General features: G+C 65.4%; 14 protein-coding genes, 2 tRNA genes and 1 pseudogene. 7 read left to right on the top strand and 10 right to left on the bottom strand.

Annotated features, from left to right (window positions below):
* The first annotated feature begins 212 nt into the window (after positions 1-212).
* The 4 genes and pseudogenes from A9D14_RS20045 to A9D14_RS20285 all read left to right on the top strand — a co-directional run.
* Positions 213-437 (top strand): hypothetical protein, encoded by a 225-nt coding sequence (locus A9D14_RS20045; protein WP_232468497.1) that lies wholly within the window; start codon positions 213-215, stop codon positions 435-437.
* 33 nt (positions 438-470) lie between these two features.
* A complete protein-coding gene (locus A9D14_RS20290; RefSeq protein ID WP_269769228.1) occupies positions 471-716 on the top strand; it encodes a chloride channel protein in 246 nt (81 codons plus the stop codon).
* Positions 619-1,188, top strand: coding sequence for a chloride channel protein (locus tag A9D14_RS09815; RefSeq protein ID WP_269769197.1), 570 nt, complete (start codon positions 619-621; stop codon positions 1,186-1,188). Before A9D14_RS20290 ends, A9D14_RS09815 begins: the two co-directional genes overlap by 98 nt.
* A pseudogene (locus A9D14_RS20285) lies at positions 1,110-1,295 on the top strand (chloride channel protein); the annotation flags it as partial. The gene A9D14_RS09815 and the pseudogene A9D14_RS20285, both read left to right, overlap by 79 nt.
* A gap of 177 nt (positions 1,296-1,472) precedes the next feature.
* On the opposite strand, the gene A9D14_RS09810 reads toward A9D14_RS20285, so the two are convergent.
* Both A9D14_RS09810 and ettA read right to left on the bottom strand, forming a co-directional pair.
* Positions 1,473-1,739 (bottom strand): acylphosphatase, encoded by a 267-nt coding sequence (locus A9D14_RS09810; RefSeq protein WP_066845799.1) that lies wholly within the window; start codon positions 1,737-1,739, stop codon positions 1,473-1,475.
* 7 nt (positions 1,740-1,746) lie between these two features.
* A complete protein-coding gene (ettA, locus tag A9D14_RS09805) occupies positions 1,747-3,420 on the bottom strand; it encodes an energy-dependent translational throttle protein EttA (RefSeq protein ID WP_066845796.1) in 1,674 nt (557 codons plus the stop codon).
* 148 nt (positions 3,421-3,568) lie between these two features.
* Between ettA and A9D14_RS09800 the strand changes: the two genes are divergently transcribed.
* Complete coding sequence (locus A9D14_RS09800; RefSeq protein WP_066845794.1) at positions 3,569-4,963, top strand: M28 family peptidase; 1,395 nt, start codon at positions 3,569-3,571, stop codon at positions 4,961-4,963.
* 60 nt (positions 4,964-5,023) lie between these two features.
* Here A9D14_RS09800 and A9D14_RS09795 read toward each other — a convergent pair whose 3' ends face one another.
* The 5 genes from A9D14_RS09795 to A9D14_RS09775 all read right to left on the bottom strand — a co-directional run bounded on the left by A9D14_RS09795 (position 5,024) and on the right by A9D14_RS09775 (position 9,392).
* Positions 5,024-5,599, bottom strand: coding sequence for a superoxide dismutase family protein (locus A9D14_RS09795; protein ID WP_232468496.1), 576 nt, complete (start codon positions 5,597-5,599; stop codon positions 5,024-5,026).
* Positions 5,600-5,836: 237 nt separating this feature from the next.
* Positions 5,837-6,664, bottom strand: coding sequence for an SDR family NAD(P)-dependent oxidoreductase (locus A9D14_RS09790; protein WP_066845790.1), 828 nt, complete (start codon positions 6,662-6,664; stop codon positions 5,837-5,839).
* 27 nt (positions 6,665-6,691) lie between these two features.
* Positions 6,692-7,186, bottom strand: a complete 495-nt coding sequence (locus tag A9D14_RS09785) for a VOC family protein (protein ID WP_066845787.1) — start codon at positions 7,184-7,186, stop codon at positions 6,692-6,694.
* Entirely contained in the window at positions 7,183-8,556 is a 1,374-nt protein-coding gene (locus tag A9D14_RS09780; RefSeq protein ID WP_066845784.1) for an aromatic ring-hydroxylating oxygenase subunit alpha, read from the bottom strand. The genes A9D14_RS09785 and A9D14_RS09780 overlap by 4 nt, the downstream gene beginning before the upstream one ends.
* 125 nt (positions 8,557-8,681) lie before the next feature.
* The gene (locus A9D14_RS09775) at positions 8,682-9,392 is read right to left on the bottom strand and encodes a TetR/AcrR family transcriptional regulator (RefSeq protein WP_066845781.1); all 711 of its coding nucleotides are present in this window, start codon (positions 9,390-9,392) and stop codon (positions 8,682-8,684) included.
* A gap of 117 nt (positions 9,393-9,509) precedes the next feature.
* Between A9D14_RS09775 and A9D14_RS09770 the strand changes: the two genes are divergently transcribed.
* A complete protein-coding gene (locus A9D14_RS09770) occupies positions 9,510-10,385 on the top strand; it encodes an SMP-30/gluconolactonase/LRE family protein (RefSeq protein WP_083987830.1) in 876 nt (291 codons plus the stop codon).
* A 165-nt stretch (positions 10,386-10,550) separates the two neighbouring features.
* Here the strand turns inward: A9D14_RS09770 and A9D14_RS09765 are convergent.
* From A9D14_RS09765 to A9D14_RS09755, 3 genes are all read right to left on the bottom strand, one after another.
* Positions 10,551-10,627 (bottom strand) — tRNA-Pro (locus A9D14_RS09765).
* A gap of 26 nt (positions 10,628-10,653) precedes the next feature.
* A tRNA-Ile gene (locus tag A9D14_RS09760) sits at positions 10,654-10,729 on the bottom strand.
* Positions 10,730-10,801: 72 nt separating this feature from the next.
* Positions 10,802-12,619: a histidine kinase dimerization/phospho-acceptor domain-containing protein gene (locus A9D14_RS09755; protein ID WP_087910490.1), complete on the bottom strand. Its 1,818-nt coding sequence runs from the start codon at positions 12,617-12,619 to the stop codon at positions 10,802-10,804.
* A 306-nt stretch (positions 12,620-12,925) separates the two neighbouring features.
* Between A9D14_RS09755 and A9D14_RS09750 the strand changes: the two genes are divergently transcribed.
* Positions 12,926-13,393: an Lrp/AsnC family transcriptional regulator gene (locus A9D14_RS09750; RefSeq protein WP_066848836.1), complete on the top strand. Its 468-nt coding sequence runs from the start codon at positions 12,926-12,928 to the stop codon at positions 13,391-13,393.
* Positions 13,394-13,608 lie beyond the last annotated feature (215 nt).

The raw sequence follows: 13,608 nt of genomic DNA, 5'->3' as shown, positions 1-13,608 counted from the left end.
GTATTCATAACCGCCTGTCGCAATTCTGAACCGGTTCGCGGCCATTCATTAATGCGGCTTTTTTTCTGAACGACTCGATTTGCGCCGACCTGCGGGGTGGACGGCTCGGTATCGAGGCCATAGGTGGCTTGTTACGCAACCGGCCGGCCAGCCGCATTTTGCCAGACCTTCTTTCCGAATTGCTGATCAGCCGGCGTAAGTGAGGCCGGCGGGTGGCGACCACGATCGGTGGGGTGCCGGTGGGCATCATCGCCATCCTGTTCGCGCAGGCTGCCGATCTGGCGCACTGGCTGTTCCTGCGGGTAAGGCCGGTCGATCCGCTGATTCCGCTTGTGATGACCCCTCCGATCTTTGTCGGCATCACGCTGATCCAGACCAGGCTGGCCCCCGAAGCGTGCCGATCGGGCATTCCGCAGATCATCGCGGCCAGCCGCTAGCCGCGCGGACGGGCGGCGCGTGCGCTGGTGTCGATGCGCTCGGCGGTGGGCAAGATCGTCCTGACCTTGGGCGCACTGGCGGGCGGCGGGGCCGTGGGCCGCGAAGGGCCGACGGTGCAGCTCGGCGCGGCGATCATGGCGGCCGTCCACCCGCTTCCTGCGCGTGCCGATGACGCCGTGCGTGCTGATCGCGGGTGGAGCGGCAGGCGTCGCGGCGGCTTTCAACAGGCCGCTGGCGGGAATCGCCATCGCGATCGAGGAGCTGGCCGTGGCCTATGAGCAGCGCGTGGCCATGCTGGTCATGGGCGCGGTGATGATCGCGGGCCTGACCACGCAGGGCCTGGCGGGCAATTACGTCTATTTCGGACAGATGGGCGGCGGGCTGTCGATCGGGACCGTCGTGCTTGCCGCGCCGCTTGCGGGGATCGTCGGCGGCGTGCTGGGCGGGCTGTTCAGCCGCGCGATTCTGGCGCTGCGCGGTTCTGGCTCTGCACTGGCGGCGAGGCTGAAGGCGCGGCCGCTGCTGAGCGCCTTTGTCTGCGGCGTGATCGTGGCCTTGCTGGGCCTCGCCAGCGGCGGTTTGACCGCGGGCACCGGTTATGAACCGACCCGCGCCATGCTGGAGGGGGGGGCGGCTTCTGGTGGTACGGCCCCGCCAAGTTCGCGGCCACTCTGGCGACCAGCGCCAGCGGGATCGCGGGCGGCATCTTCGCGCCCTCGCTCGCGGTGGGCACCGGTTTCGGCGAACTGATGGCCCCGCTGTTCCCGACCGAGCGGGCGGGGCTGATAGTGCTGCTGGGCATGGCAGGCTACCTCACCGGCGTTGTGCGCGCGCCGCTGACCGCGGTGATCATCCTGAGCGAGGCGACCGACAGCAGCCATGCGATCCTGCCGCTGTTCGCCACTGCCCTGATCGGACTGGGCGGGATCGATGGTTTGCCGCAAGCGGCTCTATCACGAGCTGGCGCGAGATTTCCCGCCGCGCTCGGTCCTGTCCAAGGCAAAAGGCAAGACGAAACGGGGCGAGCCCGCCGCCTAGCGCCTGTCGAAGCTGCCGAAACCTTCCGCTTCGACATCCTCGCGGTCGACATTGTCGACCCGGGCGCGGGGCGGGCCGTCCTGCATCGCCGCGATCATGCGGTCGATGGCGGTGCCGTCACCCTCCAACCATGCCTCGACCGTATCGTCGGGCAGGTTGCGGACCCAGCCGGTCAGGCCGAAATCGCGCGCGGTGGAAACGGTCCAGTCGCGATAGAACACGCCCTGGACCTTTCCGTGGAGGATGAGCCGAACCGCCGCCAAGCCGCCCTCAGCGCGTCAGCTTCTTGTATTGCAGCTTGGTCGGGCGGTCCGCCGCGTCGCCCAGGCGGCGGCGCTTGTCCTCTTCATAGGCCTCGAAGTTGCCTTCGAACCATTCGACGTGGGAATTGCCCTCGAACGCCAGGATATGGGTCGCCAGACGGTCGAGGAAGAAGCGGTCGTGCGAGATGACCACGGCGCAGCCCGCGAAATTCTCGATCGCGTCTTCCAGCGCGCCCAGCGTTTCCACGTCGAGGTCGTTGGTCGGTTCGTCGAGCAGGAGCACGTTGCCGCCCTCCTTCAGCATCTTGGCCATGTGGACGCGGTTGCGTTCGCCGCCCGACAGCTTGCCGACGTTCTTCTGCTGGTCCTGGCCCTTGAAGTTGAACGCGCCGACATAGGCACGCGTCGACATGTCGTGGCCGTTGACCTTCATGTAGTCGAGCCCGTCGGAGATCTCCTGCCAGACATTGTTCTTGTCGTTGAGGTGATCGCGGCTCTGGTCGACGAAGCCGAGGTGGACGGTCTCGCCGATCGCAACCTCGCCGCTGTCGGGCGTTTCCTTGCCGGTCAGGATCTTGAACAGAGTGGACTTACCCGCGCCGTTGGGGCCGATCACGCCGACGATGCCGCCGGGCGGAAGAATGAAGGACAGATCCTCGAACAACAGCTTGTCGCCGTAGGCCTTGGTGATGTTCTTCGCCTCGATCACCTTGCTGCCAAGACGTTCGGGCACCTGAATGACGATCTGGGCCTTGCCGGGACGGCGGTCGGCCTGTGCTTCCTGCAGCTGCTCGAACTTGCGGATACGCGCCTTGGACTTGGTCTGGCGCGCGGCGGGGGTCTGCCGGATCCACTCCAGCTCTTCCTTGAGAGCCTTGGAACGGCCGCTTTCCTCGCGCTCTTCCTGCGACAGGCGCTTGGCCTTCTTTTCGAGGTAGGTGGAGTAGTTGCCCTCGTACGGGAAATACTTCCCGCGATCGAGTTCGAGGATCCAGCCCACCACATTGTCGAGGAAGTAGCGGTCGTGGGTGATCATCAGCACCGCGCCCGCATATTCCTTGAGGTGGTTTTCCAGCCATTCGACGCTTTCGGCATCGAGGTGGTTGGTCGGTTCGTCGAGCAGCAGGATCGACGGCTTCTGGATCAGCAGGCGGGTCAGCGCCACGCGGCGCTTTTCACCACCCGACAGGTCGGTCACCGGCCAGTCGCCGGGAGGGCAGCGCAGGGCCTCCATCGCGATTTCCAGCTGGTTGTCCAATGTCCACCCATCGACCGCGTCGATCTTGTCCTGAAGCTCGGCCATTTCGGCGCCCAATGCGTCGAAATCGGCGTCTTCCTCGGCCATTTCCATTCCGATCGCGTTAAAGCGTTCGACCATGTCCGCGGTTTCGCGCGCGCCGTCCTTGACGTTTTCCAGCACGGTCTTGGTCGGATCAAGCTCGGGCTCCTGCTCAAGATAGCCGACCGTGATGTTCTCACCCGCCCATGCTTCGCCGGTATAGTCCTTGTCGACGCCGGCCATGATCTTGATCAGCGTGGATTTACCTGCGCCGTTGGGGCCGACGATGCCGATCTTGGCGCCCTGGTAGAACTGCAGGTTGATGTCGGAAAGCACCGGCTTCTGCGCGCCGGGGAAGGTCTTTGTCATGTTCTTCATGACATATGCGTATTGGGCGGCCATCGGACGTCCTTCGTGAAGGAAAAGGTGTAAGGAGGTTTGCCCGCGCAGATAGGGGCTGCGGCCGCATCGGGCAAGCCGTTAGCGAGATGTGGGCAATCCGCCAATCTCCGGCTCGACAGCGTGGGTTCGGCGCATTAGCACTTCGCGCATGCACAAGACCCTTCTCGCGCTTGCCGCGCTTTCCGCCAGCGTTTCCACCCTTGCCGTGCAGCCCGCAGCCGCGCAGCAGATGCCCGATGCGGAAATCGCCGCTGCCCGAGAGGAAGCGCTGGCGAACGACGACATCGCCTGGGATTTCGTCGAGGGCATCACGACCGAGATCGGGCCGCGCATGGCGGGGACCGAGGACGAGGCGCGCGGCCGAGAATGGGCGATGCGCTGGCTGAAGGCGCAGGGCTTCTCGAACGTACGGGACGAGCCGTTCCAGATGCGGACCTGGGTTCGCGGAGAGGAAGAGGCCGAGATCGTCGCGCCCTATCGGCAGCCGATGCATGTCACCGCGCTGGGCAACAGCGCGTCGACCGGACCGCAGGGGATGACCGGCGAGGTCGCCGTGTTCCCCTCGCGCGCAGCGCTTGAGGCGGTGCCGGACGGGAGCCTCGACGGGAAGATCGCCTATATCTCGCACGGCATGGAGCCGACGCAGGACGGATCGGGCTATGGGCTGGCTGGTCCCGCGCGCTGGACCGGCGCTTCGCTGGCGGAAAAGAAGGGCGCATCGGCCATCGTCATCAAGTCGATCGGCACCGACCATCACCGCAACCCTCATGCGGGCGGGACGAGTTTCGAGGAAGGGCAGGACGCGATCCCCGCAGGCGCGCTGTCGATCCCCGATGCCGAAAACCTAGAGCGCATGGCGCAGCGGGCGGCTGCCGCCGGCCAGCCGCTGATGCTGAAACTGACGCTCACCCCGCGCGACATGGGCATGACGACAAGCGGCAATGTGATCGCCGAAATTCCCGGCAGCGATCCTGATGCCGGCGTGGCGCTGCTGGCCTGCCATCTCGACAGCTGGGACCTGGCGACGGGTGCGTTCGACGACGGGGCGGGCTGCGGCATCATCGCGGCGGCTGCCAAGCGCGTCGCCGCCATGGGGCAGCCGCGCCGCACGATCCGTTTGCTGTTCGCGGGCGCCGAGGAAGTCGGGGTGTTCGGCGGCGATGCCTATGGCGCGGCGCACAAGGACGAGGCGCATGCCTTTGCGATGGAGAGCGATTTCGGTGCCGACAGAGTGTGGCGGGTCGATACCACGCGGCTTGGCCAGCCTTTGGCCGACCGGTTGGCGGCGCTGCTGGCCCCGATGGGCGTGACGCGCGGAACGCAGCCGGCGACCGGCGGCGCGGACACCGGCGCGATCGTCGAGGCGGTGCAGCCGACGGTGATCGACCTGCAGCAGGACGGCACGCGCTATTTCGACCTGCACCACACGCCCGACGATACGCTGGACAAGATCGACCCTGCCCAGCTTCGCCAGAATGTCGCGGCCTGGACGGCCACGGTGGCGCTGCTGGCCAATGCGCCCGGTGCGCTGCAGGCGGATTGAGGATACAAAAAAGGGGCGGCTGCATGGGCCGCCCCTTTTTGATGTGATTCGTCCGGACGGTCAGCTGGCGGAGAACACACCGCATGCGATCCGGTCGCCCGCATCGCCGCTGGGCTGGCTTTCGTAATCGTCCGGATTGGCATGAATGACGAAGGCCGAGCCGTCGGCATCCATGAGGCCCGAGAATGTGCCGGTGGACGTGCCTTCGAGGGTTCCGGTGCCGTCAGCGCCGATCTCGATATTCGGCAGGTCGCCAGCGTGCGGATTGGGTTCCTCGCTCTGCGTGCCGTGATTGACGTCCGTCGGGTTCCAATGGCCGCCCGCGCTGGTGAAGTCGCTGGCCGAGCAATCGCCCGTCGTATGGATATGCGCCCCGTGCATGCCTTCGGGCATGCCCATCGCGTCGACCGAGACCATCAGCATCTCGCCATTGCCCGTGGCGGTCACGGTGCCAACCTCGTTACCCTCGGTGTCGCGCAGCACGGCGGAGGCAGTTTCCGTGCCCATTTCGGCGGTCGACATTTCCATGTCGTTGTCGGCAACCGGTTCGGCCGGGGTCGGTTCCTCGGCGCATGCCGTCAGGGCGAGTGCGCCGATGCCGGCCAGCATGGTGGTGGCGATGGATCTTGTGTTCATGGGGGCTGTCCTTCCTGTAAGCCAGGGCAGCACGAACCTGCCCGTTGCGAAATGCATCTGTCCCTTGGCCAATGCCCTTCGCTGGCAGGTGTTCCCGAAAGGATTCGCGTGAGGTCGGTCATCGGGCCGGGGCAGCATCGGGACATGGCCGGAAAGGCCCGTTCCTGACCAACGCGTCCTCCGGTCCGCTGAACCGACCAGAGCGACATTCCCAACCGGCCGCGCTGTCCCGCAGGGTCAGTATTTGACGTTGCGGGTGAAGCCGCCATCGACCGTCAGGTTGACGCCCGTGATCCACGACGCGCGCGCCGAGGCAAGGAACAGCACGGCATCGGCGATCTCTTCGGGACGACCGAAGCGGCCCGCGGGGTGCTTCGCGCGGTTCGCCTCATAATATTCGGGCAGTTCCTGCTCTAGGAAACCCCAGCTTCCGTCGGGGATCAGGACCGGTCCGGGACACACGCAATTGCAGCGGATCCCGTCCTTCATGTAATCAATCGATAGCTGGTGCGTATAGTTGATCAGCGCCGCCTTGATCGCGCCATAGCTCAGCCCCGCTTCGCCGAATGCGTGGTTCTCGATCGCGGTGATGGTCGACATCTGCACGAAGGCGCCGCCGCCCGCCGCCTTCATGTGCGGCAGGGCGGTGTCGAACATGGCGACCGCCGACATCAGGTCGACGTTGTAGTTGATGTCCCACCCCTTGCGGCTGCGCGGCGTGCCGCCTAGCGCGCTGGCGTTCGATACGACGATGTCGATCCCGCCCATGTCGGCCGCGGCCTTTTCCACCCACTGCGTGACCTGGTCGAAATAACCGCAGTCGACCACGCTGCCATGGACCTTCCCGCGCTGCGAGAGGGCCCGGACTGCATCCTCGACCCCGTCGCCGGGCAGCTGGTTGGCATAGACGTCCTTGTCGCTGGGATTGGCCTGGTCGGCCCGCGCGCGGCGGCCGCAGAAGGAAACTATCGCGCCTTCGTCCAGAAAGCCCTCGACGATCCGGCGCCCGATGCCGCGCGTCGCGGCGCTCACGATGACCTTCTTACCCTTGAGTTCGAGATCCAATCTACCCTCCCGCTTTCGTGTTCGGCGTCAGAGAGCCGGAATGCTCTCGTTCGGGTGGATCTCCATGATCTCGAACAGATTGCCGAAGAAGTCGCGGCCATAGGTCGCGGCATGGCCGGTCTTGTTGCCGTTCTCGTCGGTGGTGATCACGCTCATGTCCGGGGCGGTGTTGAAGGTCAGCCCGGCCTCGACCATGCGGGCATGGACGGCCTGGATGTCGTCTACCTGGAAACCGATATGGGTGTATCCGTTGTGGCTGACCGGACGCGCCGGATCCTGCGGCGGCGACTTGGGCGACACATATTCGAACACCTCGATATAGATGTTCTTCAGCCGCGCCATGAAGGACTTGGCGGCGGAATCCTCGATCCCGACGATGGCATCGATCCAGGCATTGCCCGGTTCCCATTCGCCGGTAAAGACTTCCTCGGCGCCCAGCAGTTCGATGTAGAAGCGCCGCGCGGTGTCGATGTCGGGGACCGAGACCGAGATGTGATGGACGCCGTTGATGTGCTGTTTCATTCCGCCCTCTCCAGATATTTGTCGAGCGTGTCGTGCAGGTGCCGGATGCGGGCTTCCTGATAGATCGACAGCGTCTCCGCGCCCTTGCCGCTGGCGTACATGCCCTCGCGCTGCATGCGCATGATGTCGGTGTCCTGGTCGAGCACGCTGGCCAGGAACGGGTCCATGCTCTCGATGCTGGCGAAGCTCTCGTCCTCGCGGATTACCTGGACCTCGGCGACCTCGAAATCACCGTTTTGCGGCTTGGGATGCAGGACATACTGGTCGAAGATCGCGCGGTCGCGGTCATGCCCGTCCGGACGGAACTGCTGCACCAGGCACAGCCCCGGCGCGGGATAGATCAGCAGGTTCGGGAACAGGTGATATTTCAGCGAATCGATCATCTCGGGCACCGAATGGCCCGAATAGTCGAGGCCGTGCTTCTCGCGCATCTGTTCGCGCAATTGCTGCGCCATCACCCAGCGCGCGGTTTTGCCCTCGGGCACCCTGGCGCGTGCGCCGACCATCGCGCCGTCGGCGACCAGCATGCTGTCGAGCAGTTCCTGCTCGCTCATTGCCCGCTGCGAGGTCGGGCTGGGCGATGCCATGGCGCACAGGTCGCGGCTGACATGGTCCGAGAATATGTCGTGCTGCATGTTGTGGTCGCCCACGACATTGGTCATCTCGGGGTGGACGTAGGGGGTGTGATAGGCCTCCATGAAGGCTTCCATCGACAGTTTCCAGTTGCCCGGCAGATGCTTTCGGACATGGGTTGCGACATACCAGCCCGTCAGGTCCCAATTGGCGAAATGCCGGGGCAGAACCTCAAGATAATCGATCAGCGGCGGGGCCTTGGGATCGAAGTTCACCATGACCATGCCGTTCCAGCTGGCGACCTGAACCTCGGCCAGTCCGGCCTTCGCATGGTCGACCTGCGGGAATTCGAAGTCGCAGGGTATGGATTTCAGCGAGCCGTCCAGGTTCCAGCTCCAATTGTGGAACGGGCAGGTGATGCCCGATGCCCAGCCGCACGATCCCGACGCCTTCAGCTTGGTGCCGCGGTGGAGGCAGGAATTGTAATAGGCCTTCAGCCCTTCCTCGCTGCGGACGATCAGCACGGACAGGCGGCCGATGTCATAGACGAAGAAATCGCCGACCTCCGCGACATGCTCCGCGCGGCAGGCGAATTGCCACGTGCGCTTCCAAATGCGCTGCATTTCCAGATCGAAAAACGCCTGATCGGTATAGCGCGCAAAGGAAATGTCGCGCAGGTTCTGTTCGGGGTTGGCCTGCAGGGACAGCACATCGGGTAGCGGACCGTCGCGGCGTGCGACATCCGCCCATGTGTTGCCGGGATAGCGCTCGCGCATGACCTGCTGGATATCGTTCATCGCCGTATCCTCTCCATCTGAGAGATGAATGTGAATTCATCTTCTGTTTCGGAAAGGGTGATCTGGCGGGTGCTTCGGGTCAACGCAGCAAAAGGATAGGTTGCTGCGCTTCGCGTCCGGCGGAGTTACTCGTCTATCCCAAGATAGCGCAGCGCCATTTTCAGGGCTTCGACCGCGAATCCGGTGTCGGTCACCTTCAGACCTTCGCCCAGTTCGCCAACCGTTGGCAGCACCGACCATACCACCGCCCCGCGAATGATCGAGTGGGCGTAATGAACCTGCCGCCGCAATTCGGCGGGGTCGCGGTCGGGCAGTCGTTCGACCAGAAGATCCGCGATCCAGGTCGCGACCACATCGTTGGCCATGCTCTGGTCGCGGTGCACGCTGACGTCTTCCAGCCGCTTGCGCTCGATCAGGCGGAGCAGGCCTGCATCCGCGCTGAATGCGCTGAACACGATGTCGAGGTGCAGTTCGACAAGCTGGCGCGGGCTGGCCGCACGAGCCTCGGCAGAGGTGCACAGTTCCCGTATCTCGCGCATCCGGCAGGCGCGATATCCGGCAACGATCGCCGCAAGCAGCGCCTCCTTGTCGGGGAAATGCTGATAGACGGTGCCGACTGGCACGCCGGCTTCGCTGGCAATGTCGGACACCCGCGCCGCGTCGAAGCCGCTGCGGGAGAACAGGCCGACCGCGCTGGCCACGATGCGTTCGAGCGCGTCCCGGCTGCGCTGCTGCTGCGGCCTGGTGAAGGCGGCGCTGCCTTCCATCCATCGCGCGGGATCCTGATCGAAAGCGATCGAGCCGAGCGGGGCCGTGGGGTCGCGGTGCAACGTCATTTTCCGCATCTAGCCGCCCGCCGCTGCCTTGGCCACTGCCGCCCGCCGCCCACCTGACACATTGGCCAACTGCGCCGGCCTTCCCGCTACATTAGGGTCGAAGGCGGGAGAGCGCGCATGCAGACACAACAGGCAACCGGTTTCGAAATCGTCGCACGGGGATATGATTTCGTCGAAGCGCCGCGCGTTTCGCCCGGCGGCGACGTCTGGTTTTCCGACCTGACCGGCGGCGGCATATATCGCAAGCGGCTTGGCGGCGAGGTCGAGACCATGCTGGCGGACCGCCAATGGGTCGGCGGCATGGTGTTCGACGAATCGGGCAAGATAATCTGCGGCGGGCGCGGCGGCATCATCGCGTTCGATCCCCGAACCGGCGAAAGCACCGACATCCTGACCGAGATCGAGGGCGAGCCGATCATCGCCATCAACGACATGGAGGCCGACGGTCGCGGCGGGCTGTTCGCAGGCACGATCGACTTCGTATCGATCATGGAAACGGGCGAGACCCCTTCTCCCGGCCGGTTCTTCCATATGTCCGCCGCGGGGGAGGTCACGGTCCTGCGGCGCGATGTCTTCGCCTCCAACGGCATCGCGTTCAGCCCATGCGACCGCTACCTCTATCATTCCGAGACTTCGCGCGGGATATGGCGCTATCCGCTGAACGCGAATGGCCTTCCCGAAGCAGGGCATCTGCTGGTCGAGGAAGAGGCAGCAGACGGGCTGGCCGCCGACAGCGATGGCAATCTGTGGCTGGCATGCTGGAGCACCGGAAAGCTGGTGCAATATTCGCCCGGGGGCGCGGCCATGCAGGCGCTGACCTTTCCCTTTCCGCACGTCGTCAGCCTCTGCTTTGGAACGACCGATGCGAAAAGCCTGTTCGTCGCGACGGGCGGAAACGAGGAAGTGCCGAAAGCCGGGGCGGTCCTGCGACTGGGGGTGGACATCGCCGGGCTGGCGAGTGCGCAAACTCGGTTCGGTTCTTTGGTCCCCTGAAGGGGAAAGCAAAAAGCCAGCAGGTTGATGCGATCGACTTGGGGGAAATTCGCCAAGCGTCAGATCTGCCAGTCTGCGGCCCATAAGCGTGCGCCGTGTCAGAGCATGCGGCTTCCGCCGCTCGCCAGCACAACCGGTCGCTTTGAAACAGGGCTTCCGGCAAAATGGTCGGGGAGACAGGATTCGAACCTGCGACATCCTGCTCCCAAAGCAGGCGCGCTACCGGACTGCGCCACTCCCCGACGCTGGATGCCTGCCATTAGGCGGATGGTGGGCCCGGCAGGATTCGAACCCGCGACCTAGCCGTTATGAGCGGCCAGCTCTAACCGCTGAGCTACAGGCCCATCGCGACAGAGCGGTTAGCCGCACCGCCGGGTCTTGGCAAGCCGCAGGCGCATCCGGCGCGCATTATCTGTTCAGGCCGCGCTCGCGCTGTGTTCGGCGCGGTGGCGTGCAGGCGGAAGGCGCAGCACCACCCGCTCGTCGTCGTGGCCGAAGCTGCCGCCGGCGGCGCGCATTTCGGCGGCAGCCAGCCGCAGCGCGAACCCTGCGCCCAGCATTCCCAGCACCGGTTCGCCGTGTTCGCTGAGATCGAGCTTCGCGTCGAACAGCGCGATGTCGCGCAGCGCGCGGGGGAGGGTGATCGTCAGCTCGACCTGACTGCCATCCTCGAGCACGGCATCCAGCCGTTCGCCGGGTTCCGCCGCGGCCGAAAGCGTCGCCAGCAGGCGCCAGAGCATCGTTTCGGCCTCGTGTTCCTCGACCGGGACGACCACGTCGGGGCCGGGCGCGTCGAGTACGAATTTCGCGCCCTGACCCTGTTCGATCGAGGCGAACTGGTCGACCAGTTGCCCCAGCATCGCCGCCAGGGCGGTTTCGCCTTCAGGCATGGCAATGCGGCCCTTGCGCATGCGGACCAGCCGTTCGACTTCCTCCAGCCCGGCCAGCAGGCGGGCGCTTTCGGCGGCGATATAGGCGGCCTGCGCACGGTAGCGATTGGGCACATCGCCGAACAACTGCTGCTGGATGATCTCGGCGAAACCCTGGATCGCGCCCAGCGGCGTGCGCAATTCGTGCAGCGCCTGCCGGACCTCGTCGCCGCGCGGATCGCTGTCGTCGCGCTTGGCAGGCTGGCGGGTCAGCCGGGCATGATGGCCCAGGAAACGGCCCGCTTGGTCGAAGCGCGGCACCGCGTCCAGCCGCCAGCTTCCCGCGATCGCCGGTGCGGTGGCGATGGTGACCTGACCCCCTCGCACGACCTGCTGCCGCCGCAGGGCGGTGGCGGAGCGCTTGTCGATCCGGACGGATGCCTCGTCCGCCGTGGAGAAGGTCAGTCCGGTCAGCAGCGAAGGCAGGGCGCCTGCCCAGCCGATCCGTCCGTCGGGCCCGATGCGGCAGTCGACCATTGCGGCGCGTATCTCGCCCGGTTCCTCGGCCGCGGCGCCCGGCGACCGGCCTGCGGGACCGGTGCGACTGGCGCGCTGTTCGCGGTATTCCTCGATCCTCTGGACCAGGCTGGCGATGTCGGCGGTACCGGTCCGGCCCGCCGGCTTGCGCCAGCCATTGGGGGCCGGAGCGGGACTGGATGCAGGCCCTTGTGCAGGCCCTTGTGCAAGCCCTTGTGCAGGCCCTGATGCAGGCTTGGGTGCGGGCCCGGATGCCGGGGCGGGCTTGACTGCGGCCTCGGCTTCGGAAGCCGGGCGGTCGGCGACCGGTGCAGGAACGGTCACGGTACTCTCGATCGATCCTTCCATGGCCCCCACCGCCGGTTCGGTGCGGATCGTTTCAGGCCGGGTCTCGTCCTCGGCGCGCAGTTCCAGCGGCGGGGCGGGCGGCGTTTCGGCGTCTTTCCGCGATTGCTGGCGGCGGGCCTTGGCATGGGTGCTGAGACCGTTGCGCAGCATCGGGATCACTGCGTCCCAGCCGTCGGGATCGAGCGCTGCCGATTCGATCGCGGCCTGCGCCACGGTGACGTCGCCTTCGCACAGTTGCGCGACCAGCGAGGGCGTGCGCAGCCGCAGGCCGGGTTCGCGCAGGATGGCGACCCGTTCCGGCACCGGCAGGCGGCGCGACAGGACCGACAGGCGCAGGAAGGCCGAGGCGACGAGCTGGCCATCGGCGACCGTTCCGCCCGAACCGAGCAGGTCGACGAGCTGGCGATACTGGGCAAGCGCGGCACGTTCGCCGTCGACGGCGACCCCCAATACCGTGCGCAAGCGATCGTCCAGTGTCATCGAACCCCCATGCTGACCCGGCGGCCCCCATGGCCGCGGCCGAAGCCGGTGCGGCAGCCGGGGCCGGGAAACGTGCCCAGGATCTGCCGCGGGACCACGGGTAAACAAATTCTTAACATATCAAAACTGCGATGGCGCGCACGTTGCAAACTGGAACAACCCCTGCGCGGATTGCGTTGGAGTAAAATAATTGCGGAGAAACACGCCAAAAACTTTGTTATGTGTTTTGCCATCCGTCCCCCCACGTGCATCGCCCCCGGGCCGAACGCGTTTCTGGCGTAGAAGACGGTGAAGGAAGAACGCCTTATGATACTGGATGAAATTGACCGCCACCTGCTGGCCGAACTGCAGTCGGAAGGCCGCATCACCAATGTCGAGCTTGCCAGCCGAGTCGGGCTGACCGCACCGCCCTGCCTGCGCCGGGTTCGCGCGCTTGAGGAAGCGGGCATCATTCGCGGCTATCACGCCGAGCTCGATGCAGCGGCGCTGAGCTATACGATCACCGTTTTCGCGATGGTCAGCCTGAAGAGCCAGGCCGAGGAATCGCTGAAGGCGTTCGAGGAGCACATGAACACGCTGCCCGAAGTGCGCGAGTGTCACATGCTCAACGGCGAGATCGACTTCATGCTGAAAATCGTCAGCCACGATCTGCAGAGCTTCCAGGAATTCCTGACCAGCAAGCTGACGCCCGCGCCCAATGTCGCCAGTGTCAAGACATCGCTGGTGATCCGCACGCACAAGAACCTGCCGGGGGTTCCGATCAAGGGTCGCTGACCCCCAACTCCCAACTGGCCCCTGCCTGCCTGCGTGCCTGCCTGCCTGCCTGCCAGCCGGAACGCTGCCCGTCCGGTTGACACAGACGACACTTCCTACAGACGCTGTCACCCTGTGCGGGGGCGCGGATTTCCGCGGGTTTCCGGCTGCCGGTTGACACCATTGGCGTCCGGGAAAATTCACATCGTTCAAACAGCCGTATCGCCCGCCACGGC

This window comes from Croceicoccus marinus, assembly GCF_001661675.2.
Taxonomy (GTDB): domain Bacteria; phylum Pseudomonadota; class Alphaproteobacteria; order Sphingomonadales; family Sphingomonadaceae; genus Croceicoccus; species Croceicoccus marinus.
This window is presented reverse-complemented; position numbering and strand designations above follow the sequence as displayed.